This is a genomic window from Betaproteobacteria bacterium, from assembly GCA_016720925.1.
Classification (GTDB): domain Bacteria; phylum Pseudomonadota; class Gammaproteobacteria; order Burkholderiales; family Usitatibacteraceae; genus UKL13-2.
Genome location: JADKJR010000038.1, coordinates 91765 through 114431, shown reverse-complemented (window position 1 = coordinate 114431; position 22667 = coordinate 91765). Strand labels below are relative to the sequence as shown.

The following is a 22667-nucleotide window of genomic DNA, read 5'->3' as shown; positions in this document are numbered from 1 at the left end:
CGTATCGAGAAGCCTCCCCGCCGATCCACAATCCGATACAACTTCCGCGAAGCCGGGATGTCCGGCATGGGTGGAGGCGGCGTTGGGCCAGCAGACGCCCGCTTTTACAGTTGATGCCGGGCCTTCAATCGAAAAAATATCAATCAATGCATCCGGTTCCTCGCTCTCGATCGCCTGTGCAAGAAGGTTATAAAGGGTTTCCAGGCTATGGCGAATCTCCGAGAGCCGGGCGGTGGGAGATTTCCATTTTCGCTTTAGCTTGTCTGCGTTACCGTTCCAGCGCGTGTGCGCTGGATTCTCAGCATCGCCCAGAAACTCCGCGATGTCTTCGTGCGCTGCAACAAGCGCGCCAAAAACATTGCGTCCACGAAAATACCTGCTCTCTTCCGGCACCGTGATCGCACCCCGTACAAAGAGCGACTCAGTCTTCACGCCATCAGGCGCCTTCTGCAGGTAAAGGTCAAACGATGTGGCACAGGCTTCGCCCGTTTGACGCCGAATCGAGATGGGCACACGAACGTGGACAAGGTCGGCGATGAAAGCCAATTTTTAGCGTAGCGCCGTTAGTTGACCAGGATCGAGTGCCAAACCCATACTACCTATTTCTGCCCAGCCATCCCGCAGGACTGCGTCAGGTGCCGGCGCTTTGTGGACGCGCCGAATGAATGCCATAAGTTCACGGTTTGCCATTGCGCTACCCGCCAAGCAGTTGGCGGCAACATCGTCAAAGGTATCCGCGTCAATCAAAGTGTCGCCGACTTCAACAATCAACTTCCCCGTAAGTATCGGAAAAAAATAGTTCTTTATTACTTCGGGAACCAGGGCCTCGGGCGTAATGTCATCCAACGCAAACGGCACTGCAATCGACAGTCCAGGCTCATGCTCTCGCGTGATACCGAACGCGCTTCGAAATTGTTGAACCGTCGTTTGATCGATGTCCGGTAACTGCAATTTCTTCGACCCTGAGCGGCCAAAAAAATGTGTGGTGCATATTTGACGCCGCTCACGACATGGGTCTTCAGTACCGATTGCCCCATCAGAAGCGGCGTACGGTCCGGGTCCTCCTGTCGAATGGTCAGCCCGAAAAACGTTCTGATTCGGGAGGCGCTTGAGAACACCAGTTTTCCAAGGCCCCATCGGCCACCAGCCGCGCCGCCTTTGTGCGAGGCGCCGATGCGGCGCCAGAAGTCATTGAATGGCGACAGATCATTCGAGTTATCGAACTAGCCCGAAAGACCAGTCGTTCCGAAATCCTCTATAACAAGAATTCGCGGCTTTCTGAAATCCACGCCATCGAGGTCGACATCGCTGGCGCCAAGGTGCGGTCTGAGTTCACTGAAAAGGTCAAGAAAATACCGCGCGTCCGAGTCCTTCGCGTCGTGAAAACGAAACCGCGTGCGCACTGGTTCGGCTGAACCTGGCTGCTTGGCATCGAGCGAGTTCTGGTGGGGCTCACGGACAATCGTTGCAACCAGCGTTACCTCATCCGTGTTGAACTGATCACGCTGCGTAACTTCCTGCTCAACCTCATCTTCGTGTTTCTCTCGGACAAGCAGTTCCATACTTGAATACCTCACTTGAATCCAAAGTTGGTCTCGGAACCAGAAAGCCAAAGAGCAACGCGATACCGTTGCCAATTAGCGGAGGATAACGCCACGAGAGACGCTATTTTGCGCCTATTGGCGTGTCGACAACTTCCGTTAACAAACCAGAATGGAGATTTATGGCTTTTAGGTCCCATAAGTACACTGGGCTCCAGCTTGAATTTATTTCTATTTCACCGAATCATCGCAGCCAAACGCACAGATCGCCATTTGGCGGGCATTTCGGAGCATTTTATGGCTGGAAGGCGCGCCAGTGCTTGCGTTTCGCATTGACAGCGGGCGTTCGAAACCGCATGCGTTGTCGCCCTGGTGCGAACCATCAGGTTGCGTTCGCGAGGTAACAAAGTCTGGGGCCGGATGATACGCAGTGAAACTTGGGTCCCGGACTGGATCCGGGACGACAACTTTTAAGAATTCCCCAATGAGAAGCACATGCGCAGGCGACGACCGCGGCGACCTACTTCTTCGCCACCGCCTTCAACGCAAGCTCCTGCAGCTTCTTCGGCTGGATCAGGTGCCCATCGAGCCCTGCTTCCTTCACGGTGCCGCCGTAGGCAACCGTCATGAGTTGCGAGTAGTACAGCACCGGCATGTTGAGCTTGGTGCCTTGGGTGCGGTTGATCTCGGCCTCAAAAAGGTTCCCAAAAAGGTTCCAGGCTCGAATTTCCCACCCGCATCGCCTGTCGCACACCAATTTGCCAAAGCGCACTACGCAGCCTGTTGCCAAGGCTTCACCGCCCGCGCAATCTCACGACCATTTTCTGCTTTGGTTTTTTCCAAATCGTAGTACGCCTGCATGTTCAGCCACCACTGCGCATCGGTACCGAAGAAACGACCCAGACGGAGCGCGGCATCGGCCGTCACGCTACGTGTTCCATCGAGAATTTCCTTGACGCGGGTTTGCGTCATGCCCGTGTCCGCCGCCAAGCGGTAAGCAGAGATGCCCATCGGATCGAGGAAGTCATTGCGCAACACCTCGCCAGGTGTCACGAGTGGTATTTTTCGCGTGGCCATGTGGTGTGGCTCCTTGAGTTGGTCTGTGTAGTCCTGCAGGCTTGATCAAATATCAGTGATAGTCAACAAACTCGACGTCATGGACATCACCATCCTGCCATGTGAAGCAAAGCCGAAATTGGTCATTGATTCGGATGCTCCATTGCCCCTTTCGGTCGCCTTTGAGCGCTTCCAACCGATTTGCTGGCGGAATGTTGAGGTCGGCCAAACGTGTTGCCGTGTGGAGTTGAAACAACTTTCTGTACGCGGTCTTTGCAACAGGGTTGGCTACGCCCTTTACAAACTCTCGATTCCAAATGGACTCGGTGACTTTGTCAGCAAATGATCGAATCATGCATGAATACTATCGACTATCGATAGCAACGTCAAGGCCAGTGTCACGGATTTGCTGGTATCACATCCAACCAAGTTTTCACAGCAGAATGTCACGTAGATCGCCATTTGGCGGGCAGTTCAGGACATTTTACGGCGCGAAGGCGCGCCAGTGCTTGAGTTTGGTATTGGCAGCGGACGTTCGCTATTAGCGTTTTGTCTCCGCGGCGGAGGCCGGGGCCCTATTTTATCGATGTGTCGCAGTTCTACAAAACTTGGGTACCGGCCCGGCGCAACGCTTGTGGTTGTGCGCCGGTACGACAGTGTTCATTGGAGGTCCTTCAGTGGGAATTGGCGAAACCTTCCCGCAAGCGAAGCGAACTACTTCTTCGCCACCACCTTCACTGCAATCTCCTGCAGCTTCTTCGGCTGGATTAGGTGCCCGTCGAGCCCCGCTTCCTTCACGGTGCCGCCGTAGGCCACCGTCATGAGTTGCGAGTAGTACAGCACCGGCATATTGAGCTTGGTGCCTTGGGTGCGGTTGATCTCGGCCTGATACACCTCGACGTTGGCCTGGCAGAGCGGGCACGGCGTGACGATCATGTCGGCGCCGAAATCGTAGGCGGATTCGACGATGTCGCGGATTTGCTTCTGACTTTTTTCCGGCTCGGAGAACGCCAGCGCGCCACCGCAACACGCCACTTTCTGGTCGTACTTCGTCAGCGCTTCGCCGCCAACGGTTTCGACCATTTTGTCGAGGTACATCGGGTTTTCGAATGACTCGCCGGCCACGCCGAACGGGCGGTTGGTCTGGCAGCCGACGTAACCGGCGAACTTGATGCCTTCCAGCGGTTTCACCACCGGCTTCTGCAGTTCATCGTAGCCAAAATCCTCGATCAGCACTTCGACCATATGGCGCACCGCGGTACCGCTTTTGTACACAAGTCCGGCTTCTTTCAGCGCCTCGTTGGTGTCGGCAATCAATTGCGCGCTGCCGTCGAGTTTTTCCTTGGATTCGCGCGCATTGAGCCAGCACGCTGCGCAAGTGGCGACGATGTCCTGGCCCGGCAGGTGCGTTTGCGAGAGCGCGAAGTTGCGGGCATTCAGTACCAGCCGCTCGAGTTCGCTGCCGTCGGCGTAGCTGATCGAGGCGCTGCAGCAATTCCAGTCGGGGATCGGCGTCAGCTTGACGTCGAGCGTCTTGCACATCGATTCGACCGAAGTCAGGTAATTGGCGGCGGAGGCTTTGAGTTGCGACGAGCAGCCGGGATAGAACGCGTATTCTTTTTTGGCCATGATCGGTTTCCTCAATGCGTTGCGTGTTTGCGCTGTTCGATTTCGCGCGCTTTTTTCAGTATCGCGGCGATGCCCTTCTTATCTTTACATTGGTGTCCGCCGAAAAGTTCGAACGGATTAAGCCGCTTCGCGAACACCAGGCCCAGCGCGATGTTGCGCATGTTCCAGCCCTTCTTGATGCCGGAAATCAGGCCATCGCGAAAGTACAGGCCCATCGTCAGCTTTAGCTCGTTCACCCGGCCGGTCTTGATGCAGTTGTTCCAGAACAGGATGGAGAAGTGGCGCGTCGGCTGCATCTTTGGCACCAGCCCCAGCTTGTGCGCGTAGCTGGCAATGCCGTGGATGATGTGCGTGATCGGCAACTTGCGTGGGCAGCGCGCCATGCAGTTATAGCAGGACGTGCACATCCACATCGCGTCGGACGTGAGCAATTCCTCGCGTTTGCCGGCGCGGATCATCATGAAGATTTTCTGTGGCGAATGTTGCCAATGCTGGCCCAGCGGGCAGGATCCCGCGCACACGCCGCACTGCATGCACATCTTGACCCACTCGCCATCCTCGACGTGCGCCTCGACTTCGGCGAGGAAGTTGTTACGGTAAAAGATCGACGTCGCGCTGTTGTCTTTGGTAATTGTGGTCGGCAAGGCTTTCATTATGCGAACCCCTTCAACGGCGACATGCCGATTTCCTTGATCTTGGCTGCATACTCGTCGATCAGTGCCGCCACCCGCTGGCTGTCCGTAATCGCAACTTCATAGCTTGCCACGCGTTCCTTTTCCAGCCCTAACTGTTTGAGCGTGTCGTCGATCTTGCTCATGCGGTAGTGCGCGAGTTCCGAGCCCTTCACGAAGTGGCACTGGTAATCGTCGCCCTTCTTGCAGCCCATCATCATCACGCCGTCCCAGCCGCTGTTGAGGGCATCGGTTATCCAGATCGAATTCACCGAGCCAAGGCAGCGCACGGGTATCGCGCGCACGAACGCCGAGTAGACCGTGCGCGACATGCCCGCCATATCGAGCGCGGGATAGGCATCATTCTCGCAGGCGAGCAGCAGGATGCGTGGCCGCTCGGAAAACTCGTCGGGCATGTCGAGCGACTTGATCTGGCTGCCGACGGTGTCCACCGAGTAGTTTTCGAAAGAAATCACGCGCACCGGGCAGGCGCCCATACAGGTTCCGCAACGGCGGCAACGCGATTCATTGAATACCGGGAAGCGCCGTTCGTCTTCGTCGATCGCGCCGAACGGACATTCGACCGTGCAGCGCTTGCACTGCGTGCAGCCTTCGAGCCGCACGATCGGGTACGACAAATCGCCCGAGCGCGGATGCGCGGCGCGACCTTGCTCTGCGTTTTCGACGGCCTGGATCGCCTTCAGCGCAGCGCCGGTGGAATCATCGATGGCTTGCTGCATATCCATCGGACGACGCACCGGGCCGGCCGCGTAAATGCCGGTCCGGCGCGTCTCGTACGGAAAGCAGATGAAGTGCGAGTCAGTCAATCCATGCTTGAGTTGCGGCAGATCCTTGCCTTGGCGATAGGTCAGGTTCAGGATGGAAATGGGTTTGACTTCCGGCTGCTGATCTTCAGGAATATCGATGTTCACGCCGGAATTCGGCACTTGCCCAGTGGCGAGTACCACCAGATCGGCGGCAACGACCGCATCCTCATCCAGGATCAAGTCGCGGAAGTTCACCGAGCAACCGCTACCGTCGGTAGTGACTTTACTGACCTTGCCTTTGGTGAAAGTCACGCCCTTCAACTGCGCGCTACGGTAGAAGTCCTCACCCATGCCGGGCATACGAAGGTCCGTGTAAATGATCGCCGTATCAACGCCCGGATTGGCATCCTTGAAATACATCGCCTGCTTGACGCTGGTCGCGCAGCAATGGCCGGAGCAATACGGCAAATGGGTGCCCGATTCATCGCGCTGGCCGGCGCACTGCACGAACACAACACTCTGCACCTCGCGGCCATCGGCGCGCTTGATCGGCCCGCCCTTCGCCGCGACAGCAAGTGCTTCAAGACCGGCTTGATCGATCACGCCAGGCAAGCCACCGCCCAGTTCAGGCAGCTTGGCGATGTCGTAAGTTGAGAAGCCGCTGGCCTGAATGATCGCGCCGACGATCTCCTCACTAACCGTGCCGCTTTCCTGCGCGATTTTGACCGCGAATTTGCCCGGTGCACCGGCGGTCTCCGCAAGCGACGATCCAAGGTGAACTTTGATGCGTGGATGGGCCATGACCCGCGCAATCAATTCACCAACGCCGGTAGCCTGCGGCTCGGCATAAGGCTCGCGAAACGGTACGCGCTTCCAGAGCTTCGCCGCCCAGCCACCCAGTTCGTGCGCCTTTTCCACGATCAAAACGTCGTAGCCGGTTTCGGCCGATTCGATCGCCGCCGTCAGGCCCGACACACCGCCGCCGACCACGAGGATACGTTTATTGGCACCGCGATCCGGATTGCCGCCCGGCACCTTCATCTTCTTCAGTTCGGCACAACCCATGCGCACGTAATCATCGGCCATTTCCTGCCGCACTTCGTCGTGCGCGTCACCCTCGGCGACGATCCACAGCACGCCTTCGCGCAAGTTGGCGCGCGCCATCGCGATGCCGGGGAAATTGAACGCCTCGGTCTTGGCGCGGCGCGAGCAGGCGCCGATCATCACATGCGTGACGCCTTCTTTCTCGATATCGTCGCGGATCGTTTGTACGCCCGCGGCACTGCAAAGCAGGTCGTGACGCTTGACCACCTGCATCTTGCCTTCCTTCTGCGCGATCTTTTCCATCGTGCCGAGATCGAGCGCCTCTCCGAGTCCACAGCCCGCGCAAAGGTATGCGCCAAATTTGTTGTCCGCCACGTTAAGCTACCTCCCCGGCTGTCTGGTGTATGACCTTGATCGCGCGCAGTGCCGCGCCGGTGGCGCTTTGCACCGAACGATTGACATCGAGCGGACTCGACGCCGAACCCGCACCGAGCATGCCGCCGTCGGCCGAACCCTCGATGAATCCCGAGGAATCCGTGACGATGTCGTCCGGTAGCGCGATCCCGTTGGATTCCGGCTCCATGCCAATCGCGAGCACCACCAGATCGTGCGGGGTGGCATAGCGGTGATAGCCCTCGGTATCCACGCCGTGCAGAATCGGGTCGCCATTCACCGCTTGTTCGATGCGCGCCACTTTCGATTTGACGAAGGTGACGGTCGAATCCTTCTGGACGTTTTGGTAAAAATCCTCGAAGCGGTCGATAGCGCGGATGTCGATGTAGTAGATGGTCGATTTCGCCGCGTCGCCATGCGCTTCGCGCACATACTGCGTCTGCTTCAGCGAGGCCATGCAGCATATGCGCGAGCAATGGCGCAAGTGGTTCTCGTCTCGCGAACCGGCACACTGAATGAACGCAATGTTTTTCGCTTCCTTGCCGTCCGAGGGACGCCGCAATTTGCCACCGGTTGGGCCTGCCGGATCGGCCAGCCGCTCGAACTCGACGCTGGTGATGACATCGGGATAGAGCCCGTAGCCGTAGGGCTGGATCTTCGCTGCGTCATAAGGTTTCCAGCCGGTCGCCCAAACCACCGCGCCGACCGGGAGTTCGATTGTCTCTTCCAGCATCGACAGGTCAATCGCCTCGGCCTTGCAGGCGGCGTACGCTTTGTCGGCTTCGTCCGTGCCAATGATCGACGGATCAAGCACATAGCGCTGCGGATACGCCATCGCGTGCGGCAGGTGCGCGGCCTTGATTTTATCGAGACCGTAGTTATAGGGATTCGGGATTTCGCTGCTGACTGCTTTCGCGCAATCACCACAGGCAGTGCAGTTTTCATTGACGTAGCGCGGGCGGATTTTCAAGGTGGCGGTGTAGGCGCCGCGCTCGCCCTTGATGCCAACCACTTCCGCCATCGTAATTACCCGCACATTGCGGTTGGCTTTCAGTCGCCGCAGATTGATCTCAAGCCCGCAGGTCGGGTGACACATCTTCGGGAAATACCGGTACAGCATGGCGGTGCGCCCACCCAGGGTGGGACTGCGCTCAACGAGTACCACCTCTCGTCCGCATTCCGCCGCTTCAAGCGCCGCCGTCATGCCGCTGACGCCACCGCCCACCACGAGAATCGTCTGGCTGGTCGCGATAGTTTCTGTCATGAATCCTCCACAACATTACAGGTTACGAGGGTGTTTCGATTACCTTGCGTACGCTTGCGCCCGCCATTCTTCTGGCAACACGTTGGGTCTATGGTAAACAAAACAGGGCGTAGAAGACATTACCCATTGGGGTAGTCCAATTGCCGAATCTGGAAATCGAGCGTGGCGAGATCCGCCAGCAGCCAGGTCGCCGGGGCGCCAAGACCGCCCACGCTCCCGGGGTTCAACAGCCATGTCATGCCGCCGATGATGGTCGGCTGTTGCACCACGCTGGCGACATGGGAATGACCGCAGCAGACGATATCGTAGTCACCCGTGCACGCCAGGCCGCGACCGTAGTGCGGATAGTGCGTGGCAAACAAACGGCGTCCGCCCATCTGCAAATCGATGTCGGGCCCGTGATAAGTGATCAGTCCGCCCGATGTGCGGCATAAATTCCACATCGCGACCGGGTCGCCGAGATTGTTGCCATGCACCACATGGACGGGCAAGCCAATCTGAATCAGCGGGCGCAACGTCATCGCCCCGATCAGGTCACCGCAGTGTACGACGGCCTCAGCACCGGCTTCCTTCGCGGCGGCAACCGCTGCCGCGAGCATCGGTGCTCGATCATGACTGTCGGAAACGACACAAATTTTCATGGCGCGATCTGTGTGCCGGGCGCTATGCCGAACACACGTTCAAGGTCGAGTTCGCGAATCAGGCCGTCAGCCGCATCCTGCCCATGTTCGCGCGCGACCTCGGCGAGGATCAGCCGCGTACCATGACGGTTGTAACCGCCGCCAAAGTCGGCCTGTGTTTCGAGCAACTGACGCGCCCGGTCGAGAGTCATATCACGACCGGGCCATGATATTCATCGTCACCGTGGCCATTCGCTAATTCCGCAGCGGTTGCCTCACTGGAAATGCCGGCGCTCTGCGCTTCATGGTCCGCCTGGACCCGCAGCAGCGTCAGCACACAATGACGCAGGTCCGTGTATTCATCCTGGCCTGTTCCGTAATGGTCGGCATCGGCGTAGAAAAACTGGCAACGATATTGGCCATCCGCCACCTTGCAGACCACAAAATGCGCGCCGCGCTCTTTCCAGTAGAGCGTCGGGCAAATGGTCAGGTCGTCGCTGGCGGGGTCGAGCTTCAGCTCACTGTCGGCCGGTTCCGGCAGAAGCGTCTTGAGGTAGCGCTCCTGCAAAATATCCGCGACCAGTTCGCGTTCTGCCTCGGTGAAATCGGCAACAATTGCATTCACGGCATGGCCTCGATTCGGAAAGTGGCGCGCCGCCTTTACCAGGGGCGCACGACAACGATCATTGTTCGCCTCGCACACCAATAAGTCACCTACCCATTCGGATTACCCGTTCGGAGTATGGTCTTGCAGGCGTTTTTCTAGTGCAATCAGTATGTGAATCGCATCCTGCCGGAATGGCGTCGACTGTCGATGCGGCAGCCCAGCCGGCCATATATGGGAGTACGCTGTTGATTTCCCTCTCGTGATGCGCTCTTTAGATTGTCTTCAGCCAAATCTCCCAATAGTGAAATTCCCATGCGCAAAATCACCCTGACCCTGACTCTTTTTGCGGCTGCCTTTGCCGCCGCCGACGCAATTGCCGACGAAGCGCAGTGGCTGAATGATGCACGCAAGACTGCCAGTTCCGTGCCGCCCAAACTGCTGCAGGTACTCACTGAAGAAATTGCCAAGGGCGGGCCACAATCCGCCATCGGCGTATGCAGCGAGAAGGCGCCGCAAATGGCCAAGGCCGCCTCGGAACAGTCAGGTTGGACCATACGCCGCGTGAGCCTGCGCAACCGCAATCCCAAGGCAATTCCCGATACCTGGGAACGCGCGGCACTGGAAGATTTTGACCGCCGCGCGGCGGCAGGCGAAAGTCCCGCGACACTGGAAAAGTGGGACGTCGTGGCAAGTGGCGACAAGAAAGAATATCGCTATATGCGCGCCCTTCCCGTCCAACAAATTTGCTTGTCATGTCATGGTGCGCCTGAAACGCTCGCGCCCGAGGTCACCGCGCAGTTGCAAACGCGGTATCCCGGTGACAAGGGAGTTGGCTACTCCATAGGCCAGATTCGCGGCGCCATGACGATTCGCAGGAACATGTAAGGTCGTTTCCTGACACAGATCAACTCATTGCGGCATCCTCATTGCCAGCCGGCCGTGTTGGCCCCGCTATTTCACGTGGGCAAACTACTTTGTCTTTCTTGTAACGTCGGCGCTTCCTTGCCGATCCGGCATCAAGGATTTATTCAATCGCCATGCTGCCCGGTGTGACGTCTATACTTGAAAATATCAGATTGCGGCGCAGCGATGGTTTTATTTCCAGCAAGCCAGGCATCCACAAGACACTCTCCTGCCTGACGGTGGGATGATTCAACACTCACATGGTTCACCAATCACGCAAATACCGGCTGTACCGTCTGTTTCCCTTCATGCAATGGAAGCACATGGTGGATCGCCCATCCATTCGCGCCGACCTGATCGCCGGACTCACCGGCGCACTGATCGTGTTACCGCAGGGAGTGGCCTTTGCCACCATCGCCGGAATGCCTCCGGAATACGGCCTCTACGCCGCGATGGTGCCGGCCATCATTGCCGCCCTGTTCGGATCGAGCTGGCATCTGGTTTCAGGCCCGACCACTGCCATTTCCATCGCGGTGTTCGCCGCCATGAGCCCGCTCGCCGATCCAGGTTCACCACAGTTCATCAGCATGGTATTAACGCTGACCTTTCTGACCGGGTTGTTCCAGTTGATCCTGGGGCTGGCACGCATGGGCGTACTGGTCAATTTCATCTCGCATACGGTGGTTATCGGATTCACGGCGGGTGCCGCGCTGCTGATCGCGGCCAGCCAGGTAAAGAATTTCTTTGGCCTCGACATCGCGCGCGGTGCGTCATTTCATGTTGTGATCGAGCAACTGTTCCTGCAGGCCGGTAACATCAATCCCTACGTCTGCGCGGTGGGCGCGGTCACGCTGGCCGCGGGAATCGCGGCGAAGAAGTTCATTCCCAAACTGCCCTATATGATCGTGGCGATGGTCATCGGCAGTGTCGTCGCCTACCTCGTCAACCGCGAATTTGGCGCCGCCGTCACCCAGATCAAAACCGTGGGCGCGCTATCGGCCGGCCTGCCCCCATTTTCAATGCCGGATTTCTCCTACACAACCCTCCACAAAGTGCTGTTTCCGGCATTGGTCGTCACCATGCTGGCCTTGACCGAGGCGGTCTCCATTTCACGCTCCATTGCCGTGAAATCCGAACAGCGGATCGACGGTAACCAGGAATTCATCGGGCAAGGATTGTCGAATCTGATCGGCAGTTTCTTTTCCGCTTACGCCTCGTCCGGCTCGTTTAACCGCAGTGGTGTCAACTACGCGGCGGGCGCGCAGACGCCACTGGCGACGGTTTTCGCATCGATATTTCTGATTCTTGTCCTGTTGCTGGTGGCCCCCCTGGCTTCCTACCTGCCAACGGCGGCAATGGCGGGTATCCTGTTCCTGGTGGCCTGGGGACTCATCGATTTTCATCACATCGCCGAGATCACCAGAATTAGCCGGGCCGAAGCCGTGATCTTGTGGGTCACATTGGTCGGTACCGTGATCGACCTGGAAAAAGGCATTTTCTTCGGCATTCTGCTCTCGTTGTCACTCTATCTTTATCGTGTTTCCAGGCCATCCCTCGTGCCCTGCGTACCTGCCAGTGAGGAAGGCGCATATCACTTCGTCGACGCGAAGGGACATCCCGAATGTCCGCAGTTTCGCATCGCGCGTATCAACGGTTCAATTTTCTTCGGCGCCGTGGATTATGTGCGCGATGGGCTGATGCAGATCGACGAGATCAACCCGCACCAGAAGTCCGTGATGATCCTCGCGCATGGCATCAATTTCGTTGATGTAGCTGGCGCTGAGATGCTGGCGCAGGAGGCACGACGGCGCCGCAACCTGGGCGGCGGCTTGTATTTCTATCGGTGCAATAACGCCATCTACAATTTTCTGCGCAAGGCCGACAAGTTGCACGACATCGGCGCGGGCGGATTCTTTCCGGCGATGTCGAACTGGATCAAACCCATCTATTCCACGCTCGATTCGGAGATCTGCCGAACTTGCAAGACACGAATCTTCACCGAGTGTCACGACAAGCTGCCGGACGGTGAACCCAGATCATGAATGGTCGAATCGGCCGCCTTTTCCCCTTTGTTTCATGGTGGCCATTGCGGCGCGAGACGCTAACGGCCGATCTGATCGCGGGCCTCACCGTGGCCCTGGTACTCGTTCCGCAATCCATGGCCTACGCCCAGCTGGCGGGTCTGCCACCCTTCTATGGACTGTATGCGGCATTCCTGCCCGGCATGATTGCCGCGCTTTGGGGATCATCCGCACAGCTTGCCACCGGACCCGTGGCGGTGGTGTCATTGTTGACGGCATCGGCACTTGCTCCACTGGCCGCTTCCGGCTCGGAGCAGTTCATCGCGCTCGCCGTGCTACTTGCACTGCTGGTCGGTTTGATTCAGTTGACGCTTGGTGCGTTCAAGCTGGGCATCGTGGTCAACTTCCTGTCGCATCCGGTTATCGTCGGTTTCACCAATGCCGCCGCAATCATCATCGGCATGTCCCAGCTCAACAAACTGTTCGGCATTTCCATTGGACGCAGCGAACATTTCCTGCAGGACGTCTGGGGAATGCTCCAACAAGTCGGTGAGACGCATCTACCGACTTTGATGATGGGCGTCGGTGCCTTCGTCATCATGATCGGCATGAAGCGCTTCACGCCAAAGTTGCCCAATGTCCTGGTTGCGGTCGCGCTGTCGACGCTGGTGAGCTGGGGCATCGCCTTCGAGCACAACAGCACCAGCCGCGTGGAATACATCATGAATGGCGAAGTCAGCTTCCTGGCGAGTGAATTCATGAAGACAGAATCGCATATCGCGCGGTTGAAAGAACAGGTTAACCGGCATGTCGCGGACCTGAAACAGGCCCAGAAACGGGGCGTGACCGGCCAGCAGGTCGCGGCGGTGCGTTACGAGATCGAACTGCTGCAACTGGAACTGGGCAACGCCGAAAACGAGAAGCGCAAGAACAGCCGTTCGCTGCGCGAATTCATCTTCGAGCAAGTACCCGCGCAAGAGCGCGGCAAACCCAAACTCTATCTCGCCGGGCAAGTTCCGGCCGGCGAGACATCGGATGGATATCGTTGGCGCATCGGCAAACTGGGCGAAGGTGAATTGAAGTTGATCGGCGGCGGAGAGGTCGTGGGTCGCATTCCTGCCGGGCTGCCGGAACTTTCCCTTCCGACCCTGCGCTGGAATGACATTGGACTGTTGTTTTCCAGCGCGCTGGTCATTTCCCTGGTTGGTTTCATGGAAGCAATCTCCATTGCCAAGGCAATGGCCGCCAAGACCAGGCAGCGGATCGATCCGAATCAGGAATTGCTCGGCCAGGGTTTGGCGAACCTGGTAGGCAGCCTCAGTCATTCTTTTCCGGTGAGCGGCTCATTCTCGCGTTCCGCGGTCAATCTCAACGCCAATGCCAGGACCGGCCTGTCGTCAGTGTTCGCCAGTGTCATCGTACTGCTGACGCTGCTGTTTCTGACGCCATTGCTATATCACCTGCCTCAGGCGGTGCTGGCTGCGGTCATCATCATGGCAGTGATCGGCCTGATCAATTTTTCGGCGATCAAGCACGCTTGGCAAGTGCATAAACATGACGGCATTGCCGCCGGCGTAACGTTCGTGGCGACATTGGCCTTCGCGCCGCATTTGGACAATGGCATTCTGCTCGGCGCCGCTGTCGCCATCTTGCTCTTCCTGTATCGCTCGATGAAGCCGCGCGTGGCCCGGTTGGGGCGTTACACCGACGGCACGCTGCGCGACGTGAAGGTCCATCCGGAAATGCTGACCAGCGAACATGTGGTGCCGGTGCGTTTCGACGGCCAATTGTATTTTGCCAACATGGCCTATTTCGAGGACGCCGTGCTGGATGCCGTGGCAACGAAGCCGGCCGCAAAGTATGTATTGATCGTCGGCAACGGCATCAACAATCTCGATGCATCAGGCGAGGACATCGTCAGGCAATTGCACGAGCGGCTACGCGATTACGGCATCACGCTCGTGTTTTCCGGCCTGAAGAAACAAGTGCTGGATGTGATGCATCGCACCGGATTGTTCGAGGACATTGGACAGACGCATATCTTTCCGAACGAAGACATGGCGCTTGCCGCCATCTGCCGGTGGCTTGGCGAAGCCGGGAAGGATGACCCGCTGAATCCAGCCAACATGCCACACCCGTAAAACGATATGCATCAAAAGCCCGACTTGTCTCCGCAAGTTCGTCGCCGGCACAACATGCAACACCGAACTTTAACTGCATCTGGTTATTGTTCGAAAAGCGTGGAAACGATTTGCGGAGCAATTCGGGAAGCAAGCAAGGGATACAACGACCGCAAAATTTCAACCCTGAATGAAAGTGATTTCACACCATGAGTGACGCACTGAACTACCTGCTAAAAACCCGACCGGAAGCGTTGGGGCACTACTTTGCCTTCCTGAAAGATGCCGGCAAGCATCTCGACCCAAAAACCAGGAACCTGATTTCCGTCATTACCAAAGTCCATGCGCAGACAGATCGCGGGTTTCGCCAGTATCTGGGGCGAGCATTGCGCGAGGGAAGTACGCCGGCGGAAATTCTCGACGCGCTGCTGATGGCGTTTCCGGCGTTGGGCCTGGCAAAAATCATCTGGGCGGTGGATATCATCCTGGACATGAATATCCCGGAATTCTCGCCCGATGCACTGGCCAGCACCGGTGAGTGGCACGACGTCCTGGCCATTGACGATGTCAAGGATGGTGATGTCACGCGAATTGACTGTGACGGGCGCGGCCTGTTCATTTATCGCAGCAATGAATCCTTTCAGGTGTACGACAGCCGCTGTCCCCATCAGAGCACCAATATTCCGCATTTGGCCCTCAATGGCAGCACCCTGACTTGCCCAAAACACCAATGGGAATTCGATGTCAGAAGCGGCGATTGCATCAAGAAGGGCAACAGCCCGCTGAAGCGCTTCGACTCCAAGGTCGCCGAGGGCCGTTTGCTGGCCTTCTGGTAGTCCTCACTTGGCGGGGGGGCAACCTACCCACATGGGTAGTCGGGCCATTACTCGCTGCGGGAATAGACTGGAATTGCGCAAGACCGCCTAATGCGAGTCAGATGGACTTCGCATGGCTCGGTGTATCGCTCTGTTTCATGCGGATATTTCAATTTGTCCACGCGATATAGCGACCGAGTAAAACTGGGCATTTCAAAGATTTGGTCCTTGTCTGATGCATATCAATACCGTCGTTTCAGCTTGGCGCAATATCAAGCGAAGCTTGAAAAGCAACAAAATGTAATTGCTGACAAACCGCTCAACAAAAGATTTGAAACAGAACCAAACGTGCCCGACCGGTCGAGTTGACCGGAAGCGCCACCCCATTCGCACAAGGAGAAATTACATGAGTTTTGACAAGGAATTCGACGCATCCGGCCTTTCCTGCCCGCTGCCCATCGTAAAAACCAAGAAGGCGCTTAACGACATGAGCTCGGGACAGGTTCTCAAGATCATCTCGACTGACCGCGGATCCGTCGCCGACATGACGGCGTTCGCCGAGCAGACCGGCCATTCCCTGCTTTCCTCGACTGAGGAAGGCGGCAAATATGTATTCCTGATGAAAAAGGCTTGACCGCGCCTTTGCATTGCGCAAGCCCGTCGCGGTTGGCGCGCCTCATCGCTTATTGATAACCCAGGAGAAATCATGGCAACAAAGAAGATGGCGCTCATCGCCACCAAGGGTACGCTCGACATGGCGTATCCACCGTTCATTTTGGCGTCCACGGCGGCCGCGCTCGGATATGAAGTGCAGATTTTCTTCACGTTCTATGGCCTGCAACTTCTGCGCAAGGATTTGTCGGACGTAAAAATCAGTCCGCTTGCAAATCCGGCAATGCCGATGCCCGTGCCCATGCCGGTTCTCGTGCAAATTTTGCCGGGCATGGAGTCGATGGCGACAATGATGATGAAGAACAAGATGAAATCCAAGGGCGTTGCGTCCCTTGAAGAACTGCGGGCGCTCTGCCTCGAAGCCGAGGTCAAGTTCGTCGCCTGCCAGATGACCGTCGATCTGTTCGAATTCGACAAGAGCGAATTCATCGAAGAGGTGACTTACGGCGGCGCATCGACCTTCATGGGATTCGCCGGCGATACCGACATCTGCCTCTTCATTTGACAAAAGACTTTCGCATTGCTGCAAACAGGCCGCGTGCACCTGCACCGGTCTCTGATCATTCCTCTCGGAAAGGAACACCATGACACGCACCAGAATTTTTCTCGCATTGCTCGCCGCAGGTTGCCTGGCCCCGCAAATTGCGCTGGCAACCGACGGTTATTTCTCGCACGGCTACGGCATCAAGTCAAAAGGCATGGCTGGCGCCAGCATGACGCGCACCGATGACACTTTTGGCGGCGCCAACAACCCCGCACAGATGGTCTTTGTCGGCAATCGGCTCGACGCCGGTCTTGACTGGTTCAGCCCCGAACGCGACGCCGAGCGCAGCGGTGCCGCCATTCCTCCGCTCAACGGCAAGGTCGAAAGCGGCCACACAAATTTTTTCATTCCTGAGTTTGGCTATAACCGGATGATTTCCAGCGACATGTCGCTTGGCGTAACGGTGTACGGCAATGGCGGCATGAACTCCTCGTATCCGCAAGGAGCGTACCAGTGCCCGAACGCGCAATTCCAGTTCGGCCCGGCCAATGCGTTGTGCGGCTCCGGGAAGCTGGGCGTCGACCTCTCGCAACTATTGATCGCCCCGACCTTGTCGTGGAAATTCACCGACGGCCACAGCGTCGGCGTATCGCCATTGTTTGGATATCAACGCTTCAAGATCGAGGGCGTGCAACTCTTTACGCAGTTGAGCGGCAGTCCCGGCGACGTGAGCAACAATGGCTATTCGAGTTCGACGGGCTACGGTATCCGCATCGGCTACCTCGGCCATATAAGCAATGCGTTTCGCATCGGCGCAAGCTATGCCACCAAGATGAAGATGGGTGAGTTCGACAAATACAAGGGCTTGTTTGCCGAGCAGGGCGGTTTCGATATGCCTGCCAGTTACACCGTCGGAATTGGCCTGCAGCCGATGCCGGAATTGTCAGTGCTGCTCGACTACAAACGCATCCAGTATAGCGGCGTGAATTCGATCGGCAACCGCAGCAGCAACCAGGCGCCTTTGGGCTCCAACGGTGGCCCGGGCTTCGGCTGGCAGGATATCAGCGTCGTGAAACTTGGCGTCGAATACGCGCTCGACAAGTCGCTCACCCTGCGCGCCGGTTTCGGCCGCTCGGATAATCCGATCGAACCGCGCGATGTCACTTTCAACATCCTCGCGCCCGGCGTCGTACAGGATCATTACACGCTTGGCTTTACTTACAGTGTTGGCAAGAATACCGAGTGGAGCGTTGCTTACATGCATGCCCCGCGGGTAACGGTCACTGGCTCGTCGCTGTTCAACGCGCTGTTCCCGATCCCCAATGCCGGCGGCAACGAGACCATCGGCATGTCGCAAAACTCGTTAGGCTTCGCCTTCGGCACACGCTTCTGATTCAAGGTCTGCGTCGCGCGGCTTCGCGGCGCGACGCAGAGTGACATTTCAAGGAGGAGACCTTGGGAACAACCGGTAGCCTGAGCACGCTCGTCGTGGCGTGGGGGTTCGGCTTGGCGTTCGCATTCGGTATCATCGCCAGCAAATCGAATTTCTGCACCATGGGTGCGCTTTCCGACATCGTCAACATGGGCCACTGGGGTCGCATGCGCATGTGGCTGCTGGCGATCGCCGTGGCGATCATCGGCGCGACCGCGCTCCAAATTGCCGGCCTCATCGATCTCAGCAAATCCATTTATCTGCGTCCAACGCTCGGCATCCTCTCGCCAATCGTCGGCGGACTGGCGTTCGGCATAGGTATGTCGCTCGGCTCCGGTTGCGCGAACAAAAATTTGCTGCGAATCGGCGCAGGCAGCATTCGCTCGCTGGTGGTCATCGTGTTCATTGCCATTTCTGCCTACGCGACCATGAAAGGTCTCCCCGCGATTTGGCGCGTGACGTGGCTTGACCCCGTGGCAATTGATCTGTCCACATGGGGCATGAAGACTCAAAGCCTCGCGGAGGCCGTTGCCCGCGGCACGGGCATGGAGGCACGCAGCGCGATCGTATCAACGGCCGGCCTGCTGGCAGTGGCGCTATTGATCTTCGTTTTCAAGGATGCACGCTTCCGGCGCAGCCTTGTGCAGGTAGCGTCGGCCATTGCAATGGGCCTGCTCATCACTGCTGGGTGGTATGTTACCGGGCACCTCGGCTTTGGTGAAAATCCCGACACGCTTGAAGTGGTATTCGCCGGCACCAATTCCAGGACGCTCGAAACATTCAGCTTTGTCGCCCCCGCTGCGTACACGCTTGAACTCTTCCTGCTCTGGACGGACAAGTCGCTTGCGGTCACTTTCGGCATTGCCTCCGCGTTGGGCATCGTCCTCGGATCCCTCACCTGGGCACTCGTGACAAAGAGCTTTCATCTTGAAGGATTCGCGTCGACAGCAGACACAAGAGACCACGTGATTGGCGGCCTGCTAATGGGCTTTGGCGGCGTAACGGCGTTGGGTTGCACCATTGGCCAAGGCATGTCGGGTGTCTCGACGCTGGCGATCGGCTCGATACTTGCGGCGCTGTCCATCATCGCAGGAGGCGTGGGCACGCTAAAGTACATCTACTGGCGCGAAACGCGCGAATAGACTGCGTGAAGATTGTGAAGGGCACCGCCAACCTCGATTTACATGTTGGGTTGGTGGAACACAACTGCCTGACGCGAGCGGTCGCCAGCGAATTACCGGCTTGAAATAGAAACTCCAGCATTGACGGGCTTCTCCAGACATTTATGCCATAGGAGCCGCGTCAGAGCTTGCGTCTTGTCACTTAGTGGTACTACTTGACGCCAACCGCATGTGCTTTCAGTTCGTCAAGTTCGACCACTTCAAGTGCGCGCTCGTGCGTTGCCGCCAATATCACCGGCGGCGCAACGCCCACCAGGAACGCTTCCTCCCAGCGCGCAACGCACAGGCACCAGCGATCTCCGGCCTGCAAACCCGGGAAATTGAATTCCGGCCGCGGAGTCGATAAATCGTTGCCTTGCGAAAGACTGAATGCCAGGAACTCGGATGTGACTTGCGCGCAAACGGTATGTGATGCCCGGTCGTCCGGGCCGGTATGGCAGAAACCATCGCGCAAATAACCTGTGGGCGGCGATGTGCAACAACTTTGAAGCGGCCCGCCCAAAACGTTTCTCGCCGGTTCAGGAGAACGACTCATCGGCATGGCTTCATTTACCCGTCTTCAATTTGTCCTGCCAACGCAGCGCCGCTGTCGCGTCGCTGTCGCGCGAATCCACCCAGCGCTCACCCTGCGGTGTCTGTTCCTTTTTCCAGAACGGCGCGTCTGTCTTCAGGAAATCCATGATGAATTCGCAGGCCGCAAAGGCATCGCCCCGATGGCCGCTGGCGACAATCACCAGCACAATCTGGTCGGTGGGCGCCAGGTCTCCGACGCGGTGAATCACCGTGCAATCGAGGACATCCCAACGCGATTGGGCCCGCGAAACTATCGCGGATAGCGCCTTTTCCGTCATGCCCGGGTAATGCTCCAGTGTGAGTGTCGAAACTCCACTGCCCTCATTAATGTCACGCACCAACCCGACAAAAGACGCGATCGCGCCGATTTTCGCGTTCCCTGCGCGGAGCGCCGTACATTCCGCGCCCACATCAAAGTCCGCAGTCTGGATACTGATTTTCATGGCGTAAGTATATGTTTCATCACTACCCACCTGTTACCGGCGGAAATATCGCCACCTCATCACCTTCGGAAAGTACCGTCTCCAGTGTGGCCATCTCCTGATTCACCGCGACACGCCAGCGCTTGCCGCTGGCGAGCGCCTGTGCCCAAGTCTCGCCCCGGGCGCGCAATTCGCCGATCAACGCACCTACGTTTGCCGGCGTGGGCACGGACACGGCTTCCTGCGACGTGCCAAGCGCCTCACGAAGACTTGCAAAGAACATGACCTTCACCATGATGCCGTCACACGTTCACTTCACGACGTGCATGGCTGCCTTGCGCAGGCCAAGGTGGTGAATGATGAACAGCGCCACGCCTTCCGCATCATCAAGCGCAAATTGCGGCAGCCCGGTCGCAAGCGACTCGTCGGTCGCCACGGCGACGACCGAGGGATCATCGACAAACAGCAGCGGCTTACCCGCCAGTTTGCGATGCACTTCAATCTTCGGCATCACCTGATACTTCCAGCCCTCGACGATTACCACATCACAGGGTGACAAATGCTTCAACTGCTCTTCCAATGATGGTTCCGCCGAGCCGCGCAATTCGTGCATCAAAGCCCAGCGGTTGCTGGCCGAAATCAGCACCTCCGTCGCGCCCGCCAGGCGATGGCGGTGCGAATCCTTGCCCGGCTGGTCGATATCGAATTCGTGATGCGCGTGCTTGACCAGCGAGACCTTGTATCCTTCCATGACCAGGCAGGGAATGACTTTTTCGATCAGCGTGGTCTTGCCGCTGCCGGAGTAGCCGGCGATTGCGATGGTCTTCATGGGCTTGATTCTACTTGAGCCAACGTAACAGCAGGCGTCACAATTACCCGGATTTCAGTCCAAAGGAAGTTGCGTGCCGTTTCGTTGCCGGCGCTCACATCCGATCGCGCAAGCAACACACTGATACACCCTCTACTCACCTGCTTTGGCCACGATCAGCGCGGGTGGTAAATCGGCAGTTTCCGTTGAGCCGATGGCGGTCGGCGTAATTGGTGGATCGAGCTCGGCTTTTTCGATTTTCTGAAAACGTTCACTGATTTTGCGACTGGAAATGTGCACTTGCTCCACATCCTTGTTGGCCTGGCCGATATGCTTGGCAAGATCGTCCATGCGCGCCTGAAAGCGTCCAAAATCGGCGCCAAGCTTGCCCAGTTCATCCTGAATGATGTGAATCTGCTTGCGCGTTTCCACATCCTTCAGCACAACCCGCGCGGTATTCAGCACCGCCATCAGCGTGGTCGGTGATACCAGCCAGACGCGCCGCGCGGCGGCGTAATCGATCAGGTCGCGATGATTGCCATGAATCTCGGCGAAAACGGCTTCGGCCGGGATGAACATCACCGCGCCCTCGCCGGTTTCACCCTGAATGATGTATTTGTCGGCGATATCATCGACGTGCTTTTTCACGCTGGTTTTGAACACGGCCGCCGAGACACGCTCGGGCCCCTCCATGAACATGCGCTCGTAACTTTCCAGCGGAAACTTGGAATCGACTGCGATCAAACCGGTTGGCGCAGGCAGTTTCAGCACGCAATCGGCGCGCACTTTTCCACTTGAAAACGTGTACTGGAATTCATAGACCGATTCCGGCAGTGCATTCTTGATGATGTCTTCAAGCTGGCGTTCGCCGAGCGCGCCGCGCGAACGTTTGTCGCCCAGCAATTGTTGCAGCGATACCACGTTGGTCGTGAGTCCGTCGATTTTCTTTTGCGCTTCGTCGATCGTCGCCAATCGCGCAATCACGTTGACGAAAGTCTCGTTGGTTTTCTTGAAGCCTTCATCGAGCCGCTCGTTGACCTTGCCGCCGATTTCCTCAAGGCGTTTATCGGTGGATTTGGTGAGCCCTTCAATGGACGCGTTGATGCGGTCCGTGACCATGCGCAGCGTCGATTCGATTTTCTGCTGCTGCGCCAGCGATTGCTCGTTCAGCTTTTCCAATGTGCCGCCAAGCATCGCTGTTTTGAGTGCTTCCTGCTTCTGCTGGATTTCGAGATTGAGCGCGGCAAGCTGGCGAATCATTTCCTCACGGTTGCCGGCGAGGTTCTGCGTTTGCTCAAGTTGCAGGGACGCGACGGATTGGCGAACGCGCTCGGATGCATCGAGCTGACTCGTCGCAATGCGATCGCCCTGTTTGGCGAGGCCTTCGGACAAATCCGTAAGCATGGCACGGTGACGCGCTTCCTGCGCGGCTTCAATGGCCCGCGCGGTTTCCTGCTCCGCGATCGGGTCATCCTTACGCATGGAAAACGCCAGCCAGATCACGGCCACGATCAGCAGCGCAACCAGAACAATCAGCAGGATGATGAGTGTTTGCAGATCCACGTCAGAGTCTACGACGCCATCTAAACTCTAGCACTGGCGCGCTTCTCCAGCCTGTAATGGCCGAAAATCCGCCCCAGTACC

At 57.5% G+C, this 22667-nt stretch carries 25 protein-coding genes; 8 read left to right on the top strand and 17 right to left on the bottom strand.

From position 1 onward, the window contains the following. From IPP88_24935 to IPP88_24880, 12 genes are all read right to left on the bottom strand, one after another. The coding region (locus tag IPP88_24935) for a hypothetical protein (GenBank protein MBL0125765.1) at positions 1–546 on the bottom strand (546 nt) is incomplete at its 3' end. 3 nt (positions 547–549) lie between these two features. Continuing rightward, positions 550–1137: a hypothetical protein gene (locus IPP88_24930; GenBank protein MBL0125764.1), complete on the bottom strand. Its 588-nt coding sequence runs from the start codon at positions 1135–1137 to the stop codon at positions 550–552. 86 nt (positions 1138–1223) lie between these two features. Next, entirely contained in the window at positions 1224–1562 is a 339-nt protein-coding gene (locus IPP88_24925; protein MBL0125763.1) for a hypothetical protein, read from the bottom strand. 750 nt (positions 1563–2312) lie between these two features. Then, positions 2313–2618: a HigA family addiction module antidote protein gene (locus IPP88_24920; GenBank protein MBL0125762.1), complete on the bottom strand. Its 306-nt coding sequence runs from the start codon at positions 2616–2618 to the stop codon at positions 2313–2315. Positions 2619–2670: 52 nt separating this feature from the next. After that, on the bottom strand, positions 2671–2952 hold the full coding sequence (locus IPP88_24915) for a type II toxin-antitoxin system RelE/ParE family toxin (protein ID MBL0125761.1): 282 nt from the start codon (positions 2950–2952) through the stop codon (positions 2671–2673). A gap of 359 nt (positions 2953–3311) precedes the next feature. Further along, entirely contained in the window at positions 3312–4226 is a 915-nt protein-coding gene (locus IPP88_24910; GenBank protein ID MBL0125760.1) for a CoB--CoM heterodisulfide reductase iron-sulfur subunit B family protein, read from the bottom strand. Between the two features lie 11 nt (positions 4227–4237). Then, positions 4238–4879 carry a 4Fe-4S dicluster domain-containing protein gene (locus IPP88_24905; GenBank protein ID MBL0125759.1) on the bottom strand — a complete coding sequence of 214 codons (642 nt, stop codon included), beginning with the start codon at positions 4877–4879 and terminating at the stop codon, positions 4238–4240. Next, positions 4879–7083, bottom strand: a complete 2205-nt coding sequence (locus IPP88_24900) for a hydrogenase iron-sulfur subunit (protein MBL0125758.1) — start codon at positions 7081–7083, stop codon at positions 4879–4881. The genes IPP88_24905 and IPP88_24900 overlap by 1 nt, the downstream gene beginning before the upstream one ends. Position 7084: 1 nt before the next feature. Next, positions 7085–8365, bottom strand: a complete 1281-nt coding sequence (locus IPP88_24895) for a CoB--CoM heterodisulfide reductase iron-sulfur subunit A family protein (protein MBL0125757.1) — start codon at positions 8363–8365, stop codon at positions 7085–7087. A 119-nt stretch (positions 8366–8484) separates the two neighbouring features. After that, positions 8485–9006: a metallophosphoesterase family protein gene (locus IPP88_24890; GenBank protein ID MBL0125756.1), complete on the bottom strand. Its 522-nt coding sequence runs from the start codon at positions 9004–9006 to the stop codon at positions 8485–8487. Beyond that, on the bottom strand, positions 9003–9197 hold the full coding sequence (locus IPP88_24885) for a hypothetical protein (GenBank protein MBL0125755.1): 195 nt from the start codon (positions 9195–9197) through the stop codon (positions 9003–9005). The genes IPP88_24890 and IPP88_24885 overlap by 4 nt, the downstream gene beginning before the upstream one ends. Next, on the bottom strand, positions 9194–9610 hold the full coding sequence (locus IPP88_24880) for a hypothetical protein (protein ID MBL0125754.1): 417 nt from the start codon (positions 9608–9610) through the stop codon (positions 9194–9196). Before IPP88_24880 ends, IPP88_24885 begins: the two co-directional genes overlap by 4 nt. Before the next feature lie 294 nt (positions 9611–9904). On the opposite strand from IPP88_24880, the gene IPP88_24875 reads away from it, so the two are divergent. The 8 genes from IPP88_24875 to IPP88_24840 all read left to right on the top strand — a co-directional run bounded on the left by IPP88_24875 (position 9905) and on the right by IPP88_24840 (position 19181). Continuing rightward, positions 9905–10477, top strand: a complete 573-nt coding sequence (locus tag IPP88_24875) for a DUF3365 domain-containing protein (GenBank protein MBL0125753.1) — start codon at positions 9905–9907, stop codon at positions 10475–10477. Between the two features lie 341 nt (positions 10478–10818). Then, complete coding sequence (locus IPP88_24870) at positions 10819–12537, top strand: SulP family inorganic anion transporter (protein MBL0125752.1); 1719 nt, start codon at positions 10819–10821, stop codon at positions 12535–12537. After that, positions 12534–14657 carry an STAS domain-containing protein gene (locus IPP88_24865; protein ID MBL0125751.1) on the top strand — a complete coding sequence of 708 codons (2124 nt, stop codon included), beginning with the start codon at positions 12534–12536 and terminating at the stop codon, positions 14655–14657. The genes IPP88_24870 and IPP88_24865 overlap by 4 nt, the downstream gene beginning before the upstream one ends. 188 nt (positions 14658–14845) lie before the next feature. Then, positions 14846–15472: a Rieske 2Fe-2S domain-containing protein gene (locus IPP88_24860; protein MBL0125750.1), complete on the top strand. Its 627-nt coding sequence runs from the start codon at positions 14846–14848 to the stop codon at positions 15470–15472. A gap of 385 nt (positions 15473–15857) precedes the next feature. Beyond that, on the top strand, positions 15858–16085 hold the full coding sequence (locus tag IPP88_24855; GenBank protein ID MBL0125749.1) for a sulfurtransferase TusA family protein: 228 nt from the start codon (positions 15858–15860) through the stop codon (positions 16083–16085). 72 nt (positions 16086–16157) lie between these two features. After that, positions 16158–16628, top strand: a complete 471-nt coding sequence (locus tag IPP88_24850) for a DsrE/DsrF/DrsH-like family protein (GenBank protein ID MBL0125748.1) — start codon at positions 16158–16160, stop codon at positions 16626–16628. Between the two features lie 79 nt (positions 16629–16707). Beyond that, positions 16708–18000: a porin gene (locus tag IPP88_24845; GenBank protein ID MBL0125747.1), complete on the top strand. Its 1293-nt coding sequence runs from the start codon at positions 16708–16710 to the stop codon at positions 17998–18000. 62 nt (positions 18001–18062) lie between these two features. After that, complete coding sequence (locus IPP88_24840) at positions 18063–19181, top strand: YeeE/YedE family protein (GenBank protein ID MBL0125746.1); 1119 nt, start codon at positions 18063–18065, stop codon at positions 19179–19181. A gap of 190 nt (positions 19182–19371) precedes the next feature. Here the strand turns inward: IPP88_24840 and IPP88_24835 are convergent, their stop codons facing one another. The 5 genes from IPP88_24835 to rmuC form a co-directional block, all read right to left on the bottom strand. Next, entirely contained in the window at positions 19372–19755 is a 384-nt protein-coding gene (locus IPP88_24835) for a DUF2237 domain-containing protein (protein MBL0125745.1), read from the bottom strand. Positions 19756–19765: 10 nt separating this feature from the next. Next, positions 19766–20236: a molybdopterin synthase catalytic subunit MoaE gene (gene moaE, locus IPP88_24830; GenBank protein ID MBL0125744.1), complete on the bottom strand. Its 471-nt coding sequence runs from the start codon at positions 20234–20236 to the stop codon at positions 19766–19768. A 22-nt stretch (positions 20237–20258) separates the two neighbouring features. Further along, a complete protein-coding gene (gene moaD, locus IPP88_24825; GenBank protein ID MBL0125743.1) occupies positions 20259–20510 on the bottom strand; it encodes a molybdopterin converting factor subunit 1 in 252 nt (83 codons plus the stop codon). A 15-nt stretch (positions 20511–20525) separates the two neighbouring features. Next, positions 20526–21044 (bottom strand): molybdopterin-guanine dinucleotide biosynthesis protein B, encoded by a 519-nt coding sequence (gene mobB, locus IPP88_24820; protein MBL0125742.1) that lies wholly within the window; start codon positions 21042–21044, stop codon positions 20526–20528. A 132-nt stretch (positions 21045–21176) separates the two neighbouring features. Beyond that, positions 21177–22505 (bottom strand): DNA recombination protein RmuC, encoded by a 1329-nt coding sequence (gene rmuC, locus IPP88_24815; protein MBL0125741.1) that lies wholly within the window; start codon positions 22503–22505, stop codon positions 21177–21179. Positions 22506–22667: the final 162 nt, after the last annotated feature.